At 58.3% G+C, this 15,898-nt stretch carries 14 protein-coding genes and 1 tRNA gene; 4 read left to right on the top strand and 11 right to left on the bottom strand.

Annotation, left to right across the window (positions count from 1 at the left end):
• The 9 genes from IPP95_15010 to IPP95_14970 all read right to left on the bottom strand — a co-directional run bounded on the left by IPP95_15010 (position 1) and on the right by IPP95_14970 (position 9,357).
• Positions 1-996: a hypothetical protein gene (locus IPP95_15010; protein QQS72457.1), complete on the bottom strand. Its 996-nt coding sequence runs from the start codon at positions 994-996 to the stop codon at positions 1-3.
• Entirely contained in the window at positions 993-2,243 is a 1,251-nt protein-coding gene (locus IPP95_15005; protein ID QQS72456.1) for a hypothetical protein, read from the bottom strand. Before IPP95_15005 ends, IPP95_15010 begins: the two co-directional genes overlap by 4 nt.
• A gap of 3 nt (positions 2,244-2,246) precedes the next feature.
• Positions 2,247-3,596, bottom strand: a complete 1,350-nt coding sequence (locus IPP95_15000; GenBank protein ID QQS72455.1) for a flippase — start codon at positions 3,594-3,596, stop codon at positions 2,247-2,249.
• A complete protein-coding gene (locus tag IPP95_14995) occupies positions 3,583-5,646 on the bottom strand; it encodes a polysaccharide biosynthesis tyrosine autokinase (protein ID QQS72454.1) in 2,064 nt (687 codons plus the stop codon). Before IPP95_14995 ends, IPP95_15000 begins: the two co-directional genes overlap by 14 nt.
• Before the next feature lie 31 nt (positions 5,647-5,677).
• Positions 5,678-5,830: a hypothetical protein gene (locus IPP95_14990; protein ID QQS72453.1), complete on the bottom strand. Its 153-nt coding sequence runs from the start codon at positions 5,828-5,830 to the stop codon at positions 5,678-5,680.
• Between the two features lie 84 nt (positions 5,831-5,914).
• Positions 5,915-6,688, bottom strand: coding sequence for a polysaccharide export protein (locus tag IPP95_14985; protein ID QQS72452.1), 774 nt, complete (start codon positions 6,686-6,688; stop codon positions 5,915-5,917).
• 336 nt (positions 6,689-7,024) lie between these two features.
• Positions 7,025-7,096: transfer RNA gene (locus IPP95_14980), tRNA-Glu, on the bottom strand.
• Between the two features lie 81 nt (positions 7,097-7,177).
• Positions 7,178-7,888, bottom strand: coding sequence for a hypothetical protein (locus IPP95_14975; protein QQS72451.1), 711 nt, complete (start codon positions 7,886-7,888; stop codon positions 7,178-7,180).
• On the bottom strand, positions 7,888-9,357 hold the full coding sequence (locus tag IPP95_14970; GenBank protein ID QQS72450.1) for a proline--tRNA ligase: 1,470 nt from the start codon (positions 9,355-9,357) through the stop codon (positions 7,888-7,890). Before IPP95_14970 ends, IPP95_14975 begins: the two co-directional genes overlap by 1 nt.
• Before the next feature lie 92 nt (positions 9,358-9,449).
• Between IPP95_14970 and IPP95_14965 the strand changes: the two genes are divergently transcribed.
• A complete protein-coding gene (locus tag IPP95_14965) occupies positions 9,450-10,328 on the top strand; it encodes a hypothetical protein (protein ID QQS72449.1) in 879 nt (292 codons plus the stop codon).
• A 17-nt stretch (positions 10,329-10,345) separates the two neighbouring features.
• Positions 10,346-11,845, top strand: a complete 1,500-nt coding sequence (locus IPP95_14960) for a hypothetical protein (GenBank protein QQS72448.1) — start codon at positions 10,346-10,348, stop codon at positions 11,843-11,845.
• An 82-nt stretch (positions 11,846-11,927) separates the two neighbouring features.
• Here IPP95_14960 and IPP95_14955 read toward each other — a convergent pair whose 3' ends face one another.
• Positions 11,928-12,737 carry a hypothetical protein gene (locus IPP95_14955; GenBank protein ID QQS72447.1) on the bottom strand — a complete coding sequence of 270 codons (810 nt, stop codon included), beginning with the start codon at positions 12,735-12,737 and terminating at the stop codon, positions 11,928-11,930.
• 2 nt (positions 12,738-12,739) lie between these two features.
• Positions 12,740-13,834, bottom strand: coding sequence for a Nif3-like dinuclear metal center hexameric protein (locus tag IPP95_14950; GenBank protein ID QQS72446.1), 1,095 nt, complete (start codon positions 13,832-13,834; stop codon positions 12,740-12,742).
• A 106-nt stretch (positions 13,835-13,940) separates the two neighbouring features.
• Here IPP95_14950 and lpxK point away from each other — a divergent pair, with 106 nt between their 5' ends.
• Positions 13,941-15,020 carry a tetraacyldisaccharide 4'-kinase gene (gene lpxK, locus IPP95_14945; GenBank protein ID QQS72445.1) on the top strand — a complete coding sequence of 360 codons (1,080 nt, stop codon included), beginning with the start codon at positions 13,941-13,943 and terminating at the stop codon, positions 15,018-15,020.
• On the top strand, positions 14,992-15,804 hold the full coding sequence (locus tag IPP95_14940; GenBank protein QQS72444.1) for a purine-nucleoside phosphorylase: 813 nt from the start codon (positions 14,992-14,994) through the stop codon (positions 15,802-15,804). Before lpxK ends, IPP95_14940 begins: the two co-directional genes overlap by 29 nt.
• Positions 15,805-15,898 lie beyond the last annotated feature (94 nt).

Genomic DNA, 15,898 nt, shown 5'->3' with positions numbered 1-15,898 from the left:
TTAGTTGATGCCCAGCTTCCGTTGCACCTTGGAAACAAGCGGGGTGAGCGCCTCGTCCACACGGGAGGGCAACATGTTCTTTACCAGATCCTTGAACCGTTGGTATTGCGTGGGCTGGATGTAACGCTCGAAGTACGCCAAGTCCCGCCTGTGGTCCACAAGCATGTGCTTGGGGTGGTGCATGGGAAAGGTGATCTCGGTCTGGTCGGTCTTGTTCCTCCGGTCGTGTTCGCTCACCGTATGGGTGCCATCGGCCCCGAAGCCGATATTGCCCACGAGGTTCACATTGGGTATGCAGGTGACCCCCCGGTTGAGGATCCGAGCGAGATCCATCTGATAATCCCAGGACCGCACGGCACCAACATACTGACCTTCGAAAAGCTTACAGGCCTCGGCCAGCTCGGCCTTGGTTAGGAAATGGCTGTTCAACAACTGCCGGTCGCGGCATTCCGGCCATTCCTTCATCTCCACGTCATACTTGCGCCACACCCTTCGCCACCCTGCCCAACCCCAGTAGGCGCCATAGCCGTGCGCTGAAAAGTAGTAGTCCTCCTCCTCCTTGTGCTCCCATTCGATCATGAGGTTATTGCCCATGATGCACCATACCCTGTCGTCCGTGCGGTACCGCTCCAAAAGTTCTTGGCAATACCAGAAGAAACTTTGCACGGGCATCGTATCATCTTCCAGGATGATACCCTCCTCCTCATGCTCGAAGAACCAGTCCATGGCAGTGGACTCCCCCATCATCACGCCGAGGTTCACGTCGCTGAACTTCGTGTGCAGCTCGCATTCCCAATCCACCATGCTCACCAAGGCCCGCACTGTTTCACAGCGTTCCTTTTCCTCTTCGTTCCGCGGGCCGTCACAAGCGAAGTAGAGCCGCGGCGGACGGGCCTGCCGGATGGCCTCCATCACCATGCGGGCCGGCTTCTCCCGGTTGAAGGCGATGAAGAGCACGGGGGTGGTCAACGGGACCGGTGCGGTGAATGAGCTCATTCCGATCGAAAGATATTCACTTGGTTGTCGAGGCGGTACACTTCATGGTCCTTGAACATGGACACGATATGCCGAGCCACGTCGCGCGGGGGTGCGAATTCGTCGGTGAACCTGTACATGAAAAGCTGCATGCGGTCCGCGTAGCGCACGGAAATGTCCTGTACGATATTGCCGTAGCGGTCATAGGGTAGGATCTCCACGCATCCGGCAGCATGGGCGGTGGGAAGGATCATGTTGCTGCCATGTACGCCGACGGCGATCTGACTCTTGGCATAGGCCCGGCACCAGCCGAGTTCGGTCTCCAGATCCATGTTCATGGTGCGCAGATCCTCCACTCCGTCCGGCATTCCGCCGGGCTTGGCCAATCCGACCACGGTGAACCTTGCTTGCGGTATTTGCTTGCGGACCTTGCGGATCGCGCTGGCCACCATGCGGTCCTGCCACCAAACGGCGATGTCCGCGAAAAGGCCGATCTTCTTGAGCATGCGGTGGGCCAACTTGGTGAACGGTGAGGAATACCACAGTCGGTCCCGGCGGGCCACGAAGGTGATGTGGGGAGGTTTTACAAGGAATTCCTCCGGCTTGAACGGAGCGATACGGCTGAACCGTTCGATGTCGATCTTGCTGAACTCAGGGTGGCTGTAGCCGGGTGCCAAGTAGATCTCATCATAACGGTCCCACTGCTCTTGCACGAAGGCATCGACCCCGGCGTTCCATCCCCACGCCTGTTTCAGCTTGATGTCGAACACCCAGCTTTCGGCCACCCCTTCAGGCACCAGCCACTCGAACATCCGGGGCACGATCACCACCAGGCCAATATCCGGATGTTTATCCAGATAGTGCTGGGCGTTGAACAGCTTCAGCAGCACGTGGCCATACAAATGGTCGATGGTGTTGAGGACCACGATCCGCTTGTATTCCTTGAAAATCTTGCGCTGCACGTCATATCGTTCGGTGCGGGGCACTTGGTAATCGGGATAGGCAGCCCAGTCCTCGGCGATGCCATTGGGCGGATGGTATGGATGCTTATCGCTTAGGCGCCATGCGATGGGCAGGTCGATGGTGAATCCGGTGGGAAGATCACGTACGAAGGCCAGCCCGCAGGCATGGCACTTGTATTCCGCGGCGGTCTGCTTTCCGAGCACCATCGCTCTTATACCCTCGGGTCCTTCAGCCCCGCATTCCGGGCATGCGAAGTGGTTGTACAACTCCGGCTTCAAGGGGATCAAATGGCGGTCCTTCAACATGGCTCAATTCACGTTCCGCACTTTCCAAAAGGTGAAGATCCCCTTCATCATCCACCCGAAATTAGGTCGTGCCTCTTTGAAGAAGAGGTCCACAAGGAAGATGCTGACGAAGAACGAACCGATCATTGCCCAGATCGCTCCGATGGACTGGTACGTGGGGATCAGCAGATAGTTCAATGTGATGTTCAACGTGGCACCCACCACGGCAGTTACCAGCGAGTACTTGAACATGCTCTCGTTGGTGATGAAACTGCTCTTGGCCACACCCATGTTGGTAAAGAACAGCCGGATCGCAAAAAGGGAGAGCAGATAGCCCGCCATCCGGAACTTCTCCCCGAAAAGAAGCACCATGACCGGCTCCGCAATAAAGAACAAGGGAACGGAGACCAAGAGAAAAAGGATGAACATAAGTCGGTACTGGTTCACCAAGCGGTCTTCGTACAACTTTCGGTCCGTGGCGCGGGCCCTTGTGATCGCCGGGGCCAAGGAGGCCACAACAATGCCCGGAACGAACCCCAAGGCCTCGATCATTTTCAACGCGGCGGAGTACTGGCCCACTTCCTCCAAAGCGCCTTTCTCCCCCAACGTATGCTTCAGGATGTCGCCGATCATCACCTGGTCGATCTTCGCCTGTACGTAGAGAGCGAGGCCGTAGATCACCAATGGCCAGGATTGGCGCAGGAGATAGAGCGCGGTCTCCTTGCTGTAGCGCCAATTTTTCCATGTGGAACCCTCCCTCCGATAAGCGATGAGGAAGCCGATCGCGCTCGCGCCCATTTCGATGATATAAGCCCATGCGAACCACACCAAGGGCGCATGCACCACGATCAATCCCAAACGGAACAGCGAGGCGATGATCACCGTGATCATGTTGACCTGCGCCGCCGTACGCCCCTTCACTTGGGAGTAGAAGTACTGCTCCACGACCACCAGCGGCTTGAGGAACTCCGCCGAAGCGATCAAGAACACCATCATGATCGTGGTGGTGTCCATGTTCTTGGCAAAGGCCAATGTCATCACGGTGATGAAGAGCACCACGGCGCCGCCAAGTTTGATGGCCGCAGCGGTGCCCATGAGCTGATCCCGCCTATCCGGCCTGCGCACGATGTCGCGGATGAGGATATCGTCCAACCCCATCGCCGTCAGGGCGAAGAAGATGCCAACGAAAGCACTGGCGTAATTGAGCTGGCCGAAAAGCTCCGGCCCGAGGTAACGGGTGACGAAAATGCTCGTGATGAGCACAGCGCCGAGCCGCACCACCTTGTCCACGAACAGCCAAGAGGTGTTCCGGAAGTATTTCAGGAACCCCTCCGAACGCTCTTTTCTTGCCGGCTTCCCGCTACTTGGACTCATACACGTAACCGTAGCCGTCACCCGCCTTCACGTCGTTGAGCAGCAGGTCAATGCGCTTGAGCTTGTCCGTCCGATAGAGTTCGTTCACCGGCCTTAACATCGCGCGGCGGGTGAATCCTTGGCGCACCACGTACAACGTGATGTCCAGCTGATGCACTAGTACCTTGAACTCACTGACCACGCCCATGGGAGAGGCATCGATGATCACCTGGTCATAGCGGGAACGCAATTGCTGGACAAGCTCGGCCAAGCGCGGGCTTTCGAACAATTCCAGCGGGTTCGGCGGTACGGGACCAGCGGTGATCACGTCCATGCCGGGGATGTCCGACTTGCGGACGATCTCATCGATCCCGGCTTCGCCGATCAGGTAAGTACTCAGGCCGGTACCCAACTCCAGGCCCAGCCGTTCATGCACTTTCGGCTTTCGCATGTCCGCGTCCACTAACACTGTGCGCTTGCTTCCCAAAGCCATCACCGTGGCCAGGTTCACCGAGCAGAAAGTCTTGCCCTCGCCGCTGGAACTACTAGTGATGCCAACGACCTGCCTGTCCACGTTCGCATTGAGGTATTGAAGGTTGATGCGCGCCGTACGGAAGCCCTCGGCCAGCACGGACCTGTCCTCGTTCACTTTGATGCGTTGTTGTTTGGAGGTCGGCACCGTGCTCAGGACCGGGATCGGGCTCAAGCGCTTGAGCTCGTCAAGATCCATGATCCGGTCATTGAAGAAGTCCAGCACAAGGACAAGGATCAGCGGTAGCAAGAGGCCGACGGCCAGGGCCATGCCCAGTGCCTTCTTTTTACTGGGTGATACTGCTCCTCCGTCCTTCACCCGTGCCGGGTCGATGATGTACTTGTCCACTTGGTCCGAGTTCACCGCGATCTCCGCCTCGTAGCGCTTTTCCATCAAGTACGTGTTGATGCTGGCGTTGAGGTCATACTTGCGGGTAGCGATACTGACCTGCCGGCTGCTCTGTGGCAATTGATTTAGCTGATACTCCAGTTGGTTCACGCGTGCCGTGATCTGGTCCAGATCAAGCTGTGCACCACGCCGGGCGTCCTGGGCGCTTTGAATGATCTGGTTCCGCTCAGTCTGCACTTTCCGCGCCAAGGCAATGGTCGGTGCCGATTGCTGTCGTTCCGTAAGGCGCTTTGTAGCCAGTTCGTTGACGTCCTGATTATACTTATCGATCAAGTTGCTCAGTGAAGGTGCCCCCACATTGGCGGCGGAGATGGTCGAAGGTGTGCCGCCATCGTCCGTGCCCATGTGTGTGATCAATTCGCTGAGGTACTCCAGCTTGGACCGGGCCTTGCCTTGGTCGTCCTTGAGGCGTGACAGATCATTGAAGACGGCCGCGCCCCGATCACTCGCACTGCCCACCAGAGAGCCGGCCGTGGTTTGCACGTTCTGAAGGTTCCCTTCCGCCGTTTCCAGATTCTGGGTGGACTTGTCCAACTGGCTATCGATGAACGCGATGGTCTTTTTGCCCTTCTCGTTCTGTTTGTCCTGTTCGCTCTTGATGTAGGTCTGCATCAACGTATTGACGAAGTCCTTTTCCTTTTTCGTGTCCTGCCCCGTGGTAGTGATGGTGATGATGTTGCTCTCGTCACCCAAGGGAGTTGTGCCGGTCTTCGCCCTGTAATAGGCGGCGACGTCCGGATTGCTGGCCGGAATGAACATGTACTTCGCATCCTTTGGGATGACGTATCCACGGTTGAACTCGATCGCGAAATTCAGGTGGTCGCTCCGGAACGGTTCGCCGATCCGTTCCGTCTTGTCCAGTTCATAGTCCTTCACGAAATTGTCAACGGGCTTTTGAAGGCCCGCGCTGAACATGTTCGCGAACTTTTCCTTCGCCCATACCCGATAGGTCCCCGCCTCATAGTCCGGTTCCACATGCACCTTCGCGCCGGAGACCTGTAGCCCCGTGTCCAGCCGGATGACAAATGGCTTGTCCTCATAGATCTCATGCTCGAGGAAATTCTTCTCCTCGTAGTACGTGATCCCGAAGTCCAACTGTTGGATGGTGTTCAATATATTGGTGAAGGACATCAACACGCTGACCTCATCCTCCAGCCCCCCGCTACTGCTGAGGTAGGAGGACCCCTTCAGGAACTCTTTCGCTGCTACCGCCGAAGTTGTTCCTCTTTTTGTCGCTCGTGAGCATCACGCCGTTCACCTCGTAGGTCTTGGCCGTGGTCTTGACATGCCACGCGGCAGCGGCTACCGAGATCACGGTGACGATCAGGGAACAGCCACCACTTCCCGACGATCTTTCGGAAGATCGCCTTCAGGTCGATCGAATCGTTGTGCCCGCTGCTCATTTCTGGTTCTGCACCACGGTGATCACCACGGCGGTCGCGCTGATAGCGGCGAACAGGATGCTCATCAGCTCCAGGTTCATCCGTTGTGGACGTGCGCGAAGGGCCGGCACATAGATCACGTCGTTCGGGAGTAAATAGTAGTACTCGCTGCTGAGCACATCGGTCTTCCCAATGTCCAGATAAAGGGCCTGGGTCCCTTGATCGCTCTGGCGCATCAGCGTGACGTGCCGCTTATCCCCCATCTCCGAGGGCCCGCCGGCCTGTGCCAGTGCCTCAAGCAACGTGATCTGGTTGTTGTAAACGAAGTAGGTGCCCGGCCGCTGCACCTCACCGAGCACACTGACGCGGAAGCTTACCAGCTTCAGTATCACCGTGGCATTGGCGAAGTAGTCATTGATCTTCTTCTGAAGCAGTTCCTGAGCTTCGCCCACTGTGAGCCCTTGCACCTTGACCCGTCCCACGGAGGGGAGCTGGATATTACCGGCCTTGTCCACCGAGAATCCGTTCACATACAGGGAGGCATCGTTCAAGGACAGGCTGGCACCAACGGTCTCCACGTTGAACAACCGTGAATTGGCGTCATCAAGGCCCAGCACCCGCATGCTGAGCACGTCGTTCACTTGGATGCGATACTCGAACTTCCGGTTCGGGAAGAGCTTGCTGGTATTGCTCAAGGAGCCGTCATGCAAGTAGTTGATGTTTCGCTTGCCCACGCAGGATGCCAACAGGGCCATCACGGCGAAGGCGATCACGGTCTTCGTCAACTTCATTCAACGTTCTTTTATGAGGGAATGGCCGCTATGGTGAAATGAATGATCGGGAATACGCCGCTCATGCCCGCGTTCCGGGAAGGCCAAATATACGTGCAGCATCGCACCGGGGTTGCATCCGGACCCATGGTAAGACGTGGTGAGCGGGCCGTTGGAACCAGTCTCTTTACGATCCCTTATCAGCTAACGTGACCGGGGAGCCATGCATGCGCACACCATGGGTGCGCCGGACGCCCCTTTGCCAGAGTCCGCCGTAAAAACGGACCAGGGGATGGACCGGAAAACAAAAAACCGCCGGGAACTCTCGCTATTGCTAAAGTTCCGGCGGTCCTTGCGTAGCCCGTAGGGGAATCGAACCCCTGTTTCATCCGTGAAAGGGACGCGTCCTAACCCCTAGACGAACGGGCCATGATGTCAATCCCGAAGAGCTTGTTCAATTCTTAGGGGGCGCAAAAATAGCCAGTTTAACGATCCGGCCAAATCCGGATATCAAGTCACGTCGTCCACGTCCGCCTGAAAGCGGAAGCCCAAGCGCTTGCCGGTACTGAGCATGGAATGCGCGTCCATCTGCTTCATCTCCTCCACCGTCACTTGGCTTACTTGGTCGTAGGGTGGCGCCAGCAGGTCGAAGTCCAGCACGTAAAGGACCACCGAGCAGAGCAGGGCCTTCATCCGGTCGCGGTCCAGGACATTGTCCGCCAGGTCGTTGTACAGAAAGCCGAGCTGCTTTTTGCCCTGCACGAAAAAATGGCCCTCCTTGTTGAGGAAAACGCGGGCCACTAAATAGCCGAGGTCGCGTTCCCGGTCATAGACGAACGAGTCACTGAGGAAGTTGTAGATGTTGATCACGCCGAAGTAACCGCGCGTGTTGTCGTCGGTGAGGTAGCTCGTCTTCCACAGGCTGTTGCTTTGGTCCAGCAGGAACACGTTGCTGTGCATGGTGAAGATCACCGTGTCCCCCGCCGCTTTCAGCCGGGCTGAAAGCGCGCCTTGGTCGGTGTATTCCACAACTAACCGGGGATCTTTCTTCGTGACAGCCTCCCCCAGCTCGCCCGCCAGCTCCTGCAGTACCTCCTTCAGTTGGGTGAAGGCCTCCATGGTCTTCCCATAGACATCCTGCTTCATGCCGGATTTCCCGGCCATGACCTCGATGATCAGCGTTTTCGGGTCCTTCCCCTTCTTTTTCGCTTCTTCCGCCATCAATACGCCTTTGCGAATATGACCCGTTGTGCGCTCGGATTTCCGGTGACCATGCACTTCCCCGGCTTTTTGTCCCCGGTGAGGGGGATGCAGCGGATAGTGGCCTTGGTCTCGTTCTTCACCTTTTCTTCCGTTCCGGGGGTGCCGTCCCAATGCGCCAGGAAGAAGCCGCCCTGCCCGATGCGGTCCTTGAATTCTTCGTAGCTGTCCACCACGTGCATGTTCTCTTCGCGCATGGTGAGTGCCTTGCGATAGAGATTATCCTGGATGGCCTGCAGCAAGTGTTCCACTTTTTCAGCGATGTCGGCCGCCTGCATCACTTGTTTTTCCATGGTGTCGCGGCGGGCCACCTCCACGGTACCATTCTCCATGTCGCGTGGCCCAACAGCGATCCGCACTGGATAGCCCTTGAACTCGTACTCGGCGAATTTCCAGCCCGGCTTGCGTATATCGTCGTTGTCGTATTTCACGGTGATGCCCTTGGCACGCAGGCTGTCAAGCATGGGTTTCACGTAGGCATCGATGGCGGCGAGCTGTTCGCCGTTCTTGGCGATGGGCACGATGGCCACCTGCACCGGAGCCAGCTTCGGTGGGAGCACCAGACCATGGTCGTCGCTGTGGGTCATGATCAAGGCGCCCATCAGGCGGGTGCTCACGCCCCAACTGCTGGCCCACACGTATTCCTGCTTGTTGTCCTTGTTGGTGAACAGCACGTCGAAGGCCTTGGCGAAATTCTGGCCGAGGAAATGCGAGGTGCCCGCTTGGAGCGCTTTGCCGTCCTGCATCAAGGCTTCGATGCAATAGGTGTCGATCGCGCCTGCAAATCGCTCGCTCGGTGTTTTCACACCCTTGATCACGGGCATGGCGAGCCATTCCTCGGCAAAGGTGGCGTAGACGTCCAGCATCCGGCGCGCTTCCTCCTCGGCCTCCTGCTGGGTGGCATGGGCGGTGTGGCCTTCCTGCCACAGGAACTCGGCCGTGCGCAGGAAAAGCCGCGTGCGCAACTCCCAGCGCACCACGTTGGCCCATTGGTTGATCAACAACGGCAGGTCGCGGTAGCTCTTGATCCAACCGCGGTAGGTGTTCCAGATGATGGTCTCGCTGGTGGGACGAACGATCAGCTCTTCCTCCAATTTCGCCTCCGGATCCACGATGATGCCGTGCACCGGGTCGCTTTTCAGGCGGTAATGCGTCACAACGGCACACTCTTTGGCGAAGCCTTCCACATGACTGGCTTCCTTGGCGAGATAACTCTTGGGGATGAACAGCGGGAAGTAGGCGTTCACGTGGCCCGTGGCCTTGAACATGGCGTCCAACGCGCCCTGCATCTTCTCCCAGATGGCATAGCCGTGCGGCTTGATCACCATGCAGCCGCGCACGTCGCTGTGCTCGGCGAGGTCCGCCTTCAGCACCAGGTCGTTATACCATTGTGCATAGTCCGTTTCACGTTTGGTGAGTTGATCGCTCATGCGAGGCGCTTTTGTGGTATTATTTTTGTTCCTTGTTGAGGAGCGGCGAAAGTAAGGTCTCTGCTCCCCCTTGAACCAACGCCTCCATTGCCATGAAGACCATCACCTCCCTGCTCCCGTTGCTCCTGCTGCTCTCCGCATGCGGATCGTTGCGCGAAACCGCATCCTCCAGGGACGACGTGTATGACATTCCTGACCGGCAGGCCATGGTGGCCAAGGCTGCAGAGGAACGTTCTGCCCAGGACCGGAGCAGTTCGGATGATTACTACAACCCCTCCGAGTCACACAATGCAAATAGCGCTGATCGCGACTACTATGACATGACCTACAACGACCCGTACTACTACAACTATGGGCGCTTCGGCTTCGGGACGGGCATCGGCAGCTACGGACCGAGTTATGGCATGGGCCTCAGCTATGGCTGGCCGACAACGTTCGGAAGCATGAGCATCGGGTACAGTACCGGATATGGCACCGGATACGGTTATAACCCATACTGGGGCAATAGCTGGATGAGCGGCTACGATCCATACGGATACTACGGCTATGGCAATTACGGCTACGGATATGGTGGCTACGGTTCCGGCTACGGCCCCTACCAAAGCCCATGGGGCGGCTGCTACGGCTGTTATGAACCCACCGGATATGGCAACGTGACGTATTCCCACCGTCCGTCCACTACCTCCGGATCCTATAGCATCAACGCGCCCAATGCACCGCGTATGATGCGAAATCCGGCCGGACTACTTGATTCCAACCCATCGCGGAGTTCTTCATACAACAACGACCGGTCCACTCCTGCCAGGTCAGGGCGCACCGTCGCACCCCGTACAAATTCCAGTATAATCAACAAGGAGAATGACAGCCGGCCTTCCCGCAATTGGGACTCCGGGATCAGCAGCCCTTCCCGCTCCGGTGGCGGCTCTAACGGCGGTGGTGGCGGCACCATTGCCAGCCCCCGACCCCGTTAAGAATTCTCAGCATGTACATGTCCCAGCTCCGTTCCTTTCTTTTGACCGGCATCCTTCTTTTCTGTGGAGGACAGGGGGTCTTTGGCCAGAATGAGGAGGATGCGCTACGCTTCTCCAACCTGCTCCCAGGGGGGACCGCGCGCAGTTGGGCCTTGGGCGGGGCCATCGGTGCCGTGGGAGCGGACCCGGGCAGTGCCTCTACCAACCCGGCCGGCTTCGGATTATACAACACCAGTGAGATCTCCTTGACACCTCAGTTCGAGGTGAACAACGCCAAAGCGAACTATTACGGAACGAGTGCTTCCGACAACGACAACCGCTTCAGCTTGAACAACATCTCCCTCATCCTCAGCTATCCCGACAAGAAGGGCGGGGACTGGCGTGGTGGCGTGTTCGGGATCTCCTTCGACCGGCAGGCCAGCTACCACTGGAACGAACATGCCGCGGGCGAACAGGTGCCGAGCACCATTCTCCAGCGTTTCGTGAACGAGGCCAATGGAACGCCATCCAATAAATTGGCGGATGCTTATGGTTGGACCAGTAACCTTGCGTGGGAAACCTATGGTATCAACCCGCTGGATCCGAACGATTCATTGCCCAGCTCATATACCAGTGCGATCCCGTTCGGAAGCGATACCCGTCAGGAGCATTCCATCAGAACTGCGGGGCGCCTCAATACCACGAACTTCTTCTATGCCGCCAACTACATGGACCGGCTCTACATCGGCGCAACGCTGGGCTTGGTAGGTGTGCGTTATGAGCGGGAGACCTCACACTCGGAAACCACCTTGGACACTGCACTGGACCTGAAGGACCTGAACTACACCCAAAGGCTCTTGACCACCGGGAGCGGTCTGGACCTGAAGTTGGGCGTGATCGGCCGGGTGGGCGGCCACCTGCGCTTGGGCCTCGCCTTCCACAGTCCCAAATGGCTACAGCTCAGCGATGCGTACTCCTATACCATGACCACCAATTTCCGAACGCCCGATACCAATGGTGATTCTCGATATATCAAGGACTCACCGGACGGCGCTTTCAACTACAGGGTGCGCACGCCTTGGAACGTCCTGGCCTCCGCCGCCTACATCGTTGGCCAACATGGACTGGTGAGCATCGACTACGGATTCACGAATTTCCGGCAAGCCCGGCTGAACAAAAGCATCGACGGGCTCAGCTCCTATGATTTCAGCTCGGAGAACGACGCGATCCATGACGACTTCCGTTCGACCCATAGCGTGCGCGTGGGGACGGAATGGCGTTCAGGTTCTTGGTATTTCCGCGGAGGTTGGGGCATTTGGCCCGATGCCTATGCGGATAATGATGCCCGGCAAGGCACTTCCTATATGCGCTACACGGCCGGCCTGGGCTTCCGCACGAAACACGTGAGCATCGACCTCACCGGTATCTATGGCACCCGGGACATCAACTACTACCCGTACGACCCGGCATTGGTGGCCCCCGTGCTTGAACGTCTGACGGACAGCCGCGGGATGCTCACGTTCGCCTTCCGGCCTTAAGCGACGATAGAGCTTGGTGCGGACCCCGGATATTGAAAAAGCCTCCTTGTCGGGAGGCTTTTTCAATGTTATCGGAGTATGATCACTTGGTCCCGTTGACCTCGTCCACGATGGACTCGTCAACAAGGATGCGGCCACAGTGCTCACAAACGATGATCTTCTTGTGGCTGGCGATGTCCAATTGGCGCTGGGGCGGGATGGCATTGAAACAGCCCCCGCAGGAACCGCGCTCCATGTGTACGACCGACAAGCCATTGCGGGCATTGCCACGGATGCGGCGATATGCCTTCAGCAGGCGCTCTTCTATCGCTTTGGCAGCAGCCTCGCTCTTCTTGGTCAGGTCCTTCTCCTCCTTCTCGGTCTCAGCGATTATGTCGTCCAGTTCCTTTTTTTTCAGGTCCAGGTCCTTCTTCCGCTCCTTGTAGAGTTTCTTGCTTTCTTCCACCACGGTGCCCTTGGTCTCAATGGCGTACTTGCCCTCCTTGATGCGCTTTTCGGCAAGTTGGATCTCCAGGTTCTGGAACTCGATCTCCTTGCTCAGGGAATCGTACTCCCTGTTGTTCCGCACCTTGGCCTGTTGGGCCTCGTACTTCTTGATGCTCGCCTTGGCATCCTTGATGAAGTTGTTCTTGTCGCTCACCGCGGTCTCGGCTTCCTTGAGATCCTCGGTCAGCTTGTTCATACGGGTCTCAAGACCGGCCACCTCATCCTCCAGGTCCTGCACCTCCAAGGGCAGTTCACCACGCTGGGTCTGGATCTTGTCCACCAGCGAATCGAAATGCTGGAGCCGGTAGAGGTCGATGAGTTTCCCCGCGACGGCATTCTCGGCCTTGGTTGCGGCCTTTGGTGCCTTCACCTCCTTCTCAGCGGTCTTCGTTGCGCTTTTTGCCATGGTCAAAAAAAGTGGATGGGATTGGTGCCCGTTTTTGATAAACGGGTCGCAAAGGTAGGCAGAATTCCGGCCAACCTGCTCTGGATCAGGTGGGGGGTGAATTGTTCGCTCTCGAAGTGCCCGATGTCGGCCAGCAGCATCCGGCCTTCCGGCAGGAAAAACTCGTGGTACTTCACGTCCCCTGTCACATAGGCGTCCGCCCCGGCGGCCATGGCCTTGCCGATGAGAAAGGCCCCTGAGCCGCCGCAAAGGGCCACCCGCTTCACGGGCTTCCCGGTGAGGGTGGTGTGTCGTATGGCCGGTGGCCCGCAAACTGCCTTCAGCTTTTCCAGGAACGCCACTTCCTCCAACGGCTCGTCCCATTCCCCAAGCAAACCGCTTCCGATGCCCTGATGCAGGTTGGCCAACGGATACAGGTCATAGGCCACTTCTTCGTATGGATGGGCTGCCCGCAAGGCCTCCACCACGGCCTGCTCCCTAGTGGCCGGGCACAACACCTCCACGCGCACTTCCGCTTCGCCATGCCGCTCCCCTTTCGTCCCTACGAAAGGCCTAGCGCTCTCCCCCGCCCTGAACGTGCCCGTTCCTTCCACGTTGAAGCTGCACTCATCGTAGGCGCCGACATGCCCGGCTCCAACGGCGAACATGGCGTCACGCACGGTATCGGCATGTTCACGGGGCACGAAAACCGCCAGTTTGCACAGTTGCCCCGGCTTGGGATCCAACACATGCAACGGTTTCAGGCCGAGGCGGTCTGCGATCTCGCCGTTCACCCCGTCGATCACATTGTCCAAGTTGGTGTGGATGGCATAGATGGCCACGTTAGCGCGGATCGCGGCGAGCAGCGTGCGTTCCACATCATTACGGCCCGTCAAGGACTTGATCCCCTTGAAGATCACCGGATGGTGCGCGATTATGAGCCCGCACTTGTTCCGGACGGCCTCGGCCACCACTTCTTCCGTGCAATCCAAGGTGAGGAGCGCCTCGCCCACCTCTGCCTCCGGATCGCCCGTTTGCAGGCCGCAGTTGTCATATTCCTCTTGGAGGACAGGCGGTGCCCATTGCTCCAGTGCCCGAATTATTTCTTTGATCCTCATGCGCGTTGTTCCGGTCGGCAAGGTACCAAGCCACAGGGCACTTGGCTTTGCATGGGAGATCCTGAACTCCCCTGTCTTCAACAGACAACCCTCATCTTTGAGCGCCATGTCCGCTCTCCGCCTGTTATTGCTCCCCTTTTCATGGCTCTATGCCTTGGTGTTGCATGCACGGCACGGTCTGTTCGATAGCGGGACATGCAGGTCCACCATCCCGGAAATTCCCACCATCGTGATCGGCAACATCGCCTTGGGCGGCACCGGCAAGACCCCGCACGTGGAACTGGTGCTGCGCACATTGCTGGACCAACACAAGGATGCACCATCAATGCCATTGGCCACACTGAGCCGTGGTTATGGAAGGACCGGCACGGGCTTCGCCGAAGTGGAACGCATGGATGATGCCCGTGCCGTGGGCGATGAACCCTTGATGCTGAAACGCAAGTTCAGCGGCGTGCACGTGTTCGTGGGGGCGGACCGCGTGGCCAGCGTGAAGGAGATCGTGCAACGGGTGCCCGATGTCCGTGCTGTTGTTCTCGATGACGCACTGCAACACCGGGCCCTCAAGGCCGGACTGAACATCGTGCTGACCACTTGGCAGCGCCCTTGGAGCAAGGACCATCTGCTGCCCGCCGGAAACTTGCGCGACCTGCCCCATCGCGCACGACAGGCCGATGCGGTGATCGTGACGAAATGCCCGACGTTGCCAACGCCGGACGAACAATTCCGCTGGCGGAAGGAATTGGGGCTGCGGGACGAGCAACAGCTCTTCTTCAGTGGCTTGGAACATGAAGATCCACGATCACTGATCGATAGCACGATGACCGTGCCGACCGGCCCCAGTGCGGCCGCGCTGTTGGTCACGGGCATCGCGGACGCCACGCCGTTAGAAACGCATGTCAGATCGCTCTTCGGGACCGTTCGGCACATGGCCTTTGGAGACCATCATGCCTTCACCGCCGGGGACGAGGCCAAGGTGGCGCGGGTTTTCAGTAGCTTCGCGACCGGCCAAAAAACGTTGATCACCACGGAAAAGGACTCGGCACGCTTGGGCACTGCGCTTATTTCCGGCCCGCTGGAAGACCTTCCCATCGCAGTGATCGGCATCCGCGCCGTCATCCTCAATCAACCACACGCCTTCGAGGCCTTGATCCGATCCCATGTTGCAACGCATCCAACGCATCGCTGACCACTTGAAAAAAGCCACTGCGGGCTTCACTCCGGAAACGGGCATCATCCTTGGCACTGGCCTCAGTGGACTGGGCAAGGAGATCGATGTGAAGCACAGCATCGCGTACTCCGACATCCCTGAATTCCCCGTGAGCACCGTGCAGGGCCATCCCGGCAAGCTGCTCTTCGGCCTGCTGGGCGGAAAACCGGTGGTTGCCATGCAGGGCCGATTCCACTACTACGAGGGTTGGACCATGCCCGAGGTGATCCTACCCGTGCGGGTGATGAAGCTGCTGGGCATCAAGCGGCTGTTCGTCAGCAACGCCTGCGGCGGCGTGAACGCCGGATTCGAGACCGGCGACCTGATGATCCTGAACGACCATATCTGCCTCTTCCCGAACCCGCTGATCGGTGCCAACATCGACGAGTTCGGGCCACGCTTCCCGGACATGAGCGAGCCCTACGACCATGCCATGATCGCCCGCGCACAAGGCATCGCCAAGGCCAACAACATCCTTGTGCGCACCGGCACCTACGTCGGGCTCACCGGTCCCACTTTGGAGACGCCTGCGGAATACCGTTACGTGCGGATCATCGGCGGTGATGCCGTGGGTATGAGCACCGTCCCGGAGGTGATCGCCGCGCGGCAAATGGGCCTGCCATGCTTCGCCATGAGCGTGATCACCGACATGGGCGTGGAGGGCCGGATCGAGAAGACCACCCACGAGATGGTACAGCGCGTGGCGGAGAAGGCCGAGCCGAGCTTGACGCTGATCATGCGGGAGATGGTAGCGGGGAGCTGAAGCCGAATGGAACGCAGATGACGCTGAAAGGGCTGATGGCCGCTGATCTGAAATATGGGTCTGAAGTGGTCTCGACCGTGTTGGTCCGGACCGA

The organism is Flavobacteriales bacterium, from assembly GCA_016700415.1.
Taxonomy (GTDB): Bacteria; Bacteroidota; Bacteroidia; order Flavobacteriales_F; family PHOS-HE28; genus PHOS-HE28.
This window is presented reverse-complemented; position numbering and strand designations above follow the sequence as displayed.

What these genes read in the sequence shown, in the direction of transcription:
- IPP95_15010 (QQS72457.1), bottom strand. Translation starts at nt 996, where the DNA reads ATGAGCTCATTCACCGCACCGGTCCCGTTGACCACCCCCGTGCTCTTC.
- IPP95_15005 (QQS72456.1), bottom strand. Translation starts at nt 2,243, where the DNA reads ATGTTGAAGGACCGCCATTTGATCCCCTTGAAGCCGGAGTTGTACAAC.
- IPP95_15000 (QQS72455.1), bottom strand. Translation starts at nt 3,596, where the DNA reads ATGAGTCCAAGTAGCGGGAAGCCGGCAAGAAAAGAGCGTTCGGAGGGG.
- IPP95_14995 (QQS72454.1), bottom strand. Translation starts at nt 5,646, where the DNA reads ATGTCCTTCACCAATATATTGAACACCATCCAACAGTTGGACTTCGGG.
- IPP95_14985 (QQS72452.1), bottom strand. Translation starts at nt 6,688, where the DNA reads ATGAAGTTGACGAAGACCGTGATCGCCTTCGCCGTGATGGCCCTGTTG.
- IPP95_14975 (QQS72451.1), bottom strand. Translation starts at nt 7,888, where the DNA reads ATGGCGGAAGAAGCGAAAAAGAAGGGGAAGGACCCGAAAACGCTGATC.
- IPP95_14970 (QQS72450.1), bottom strand. Translation starts at nt 9,357, where the DNA reads ATGAGCGATCAACTCACCAAACGTGAAACGGACTATGCACAATGGTAT.
- IPP95_14965 (QQS72449.1), top strand. Translation starts at nt 9,450, where the DNA reads ATGAAGACCATCACCTCCCTGCTCCCGTTGCTCCTGCTGCTCTCCGCA.
- IPP95_14960 (QQS72448.1), top strand. Translation starts at nt 10,346, where the DNA reads ATGTCCCAGCTCCGTTCCTTTCTTTTGACCGGCATCCTTCTTTTCTGT.
- IPP95_14955 (QQS72447.1), bottom strand. Translation starts at nt 12,737, where the DNA reads ATGGCAAAAAGCGCAACGAAGACCGCTGAGAAGGAGGTGAAGGCACCA.
- IPP95_14950 (QQS72446.1), bottom strand. Translation starts at nt 13,834, where the DNA reads ATGAGGATCAAAGAAATAATTCGGGCACTGGAGCAATGGGCACCGCCT.
- lpxK (QQS72445.1), top strand. Translation starts at nt 13,941, where the DNA reads ATGTCCGCTCTCCGCCTGTTATTGCTCCCCTTTTCATGGCTCTATGCC.
- IPP95_14940 (QQS72444.1), top strand. Translation starts at nt 14,992, where the DNA reads ATGTTGCAACGCATCCAACGCATCGCTGACCACTTGAAAAAAGCCACT.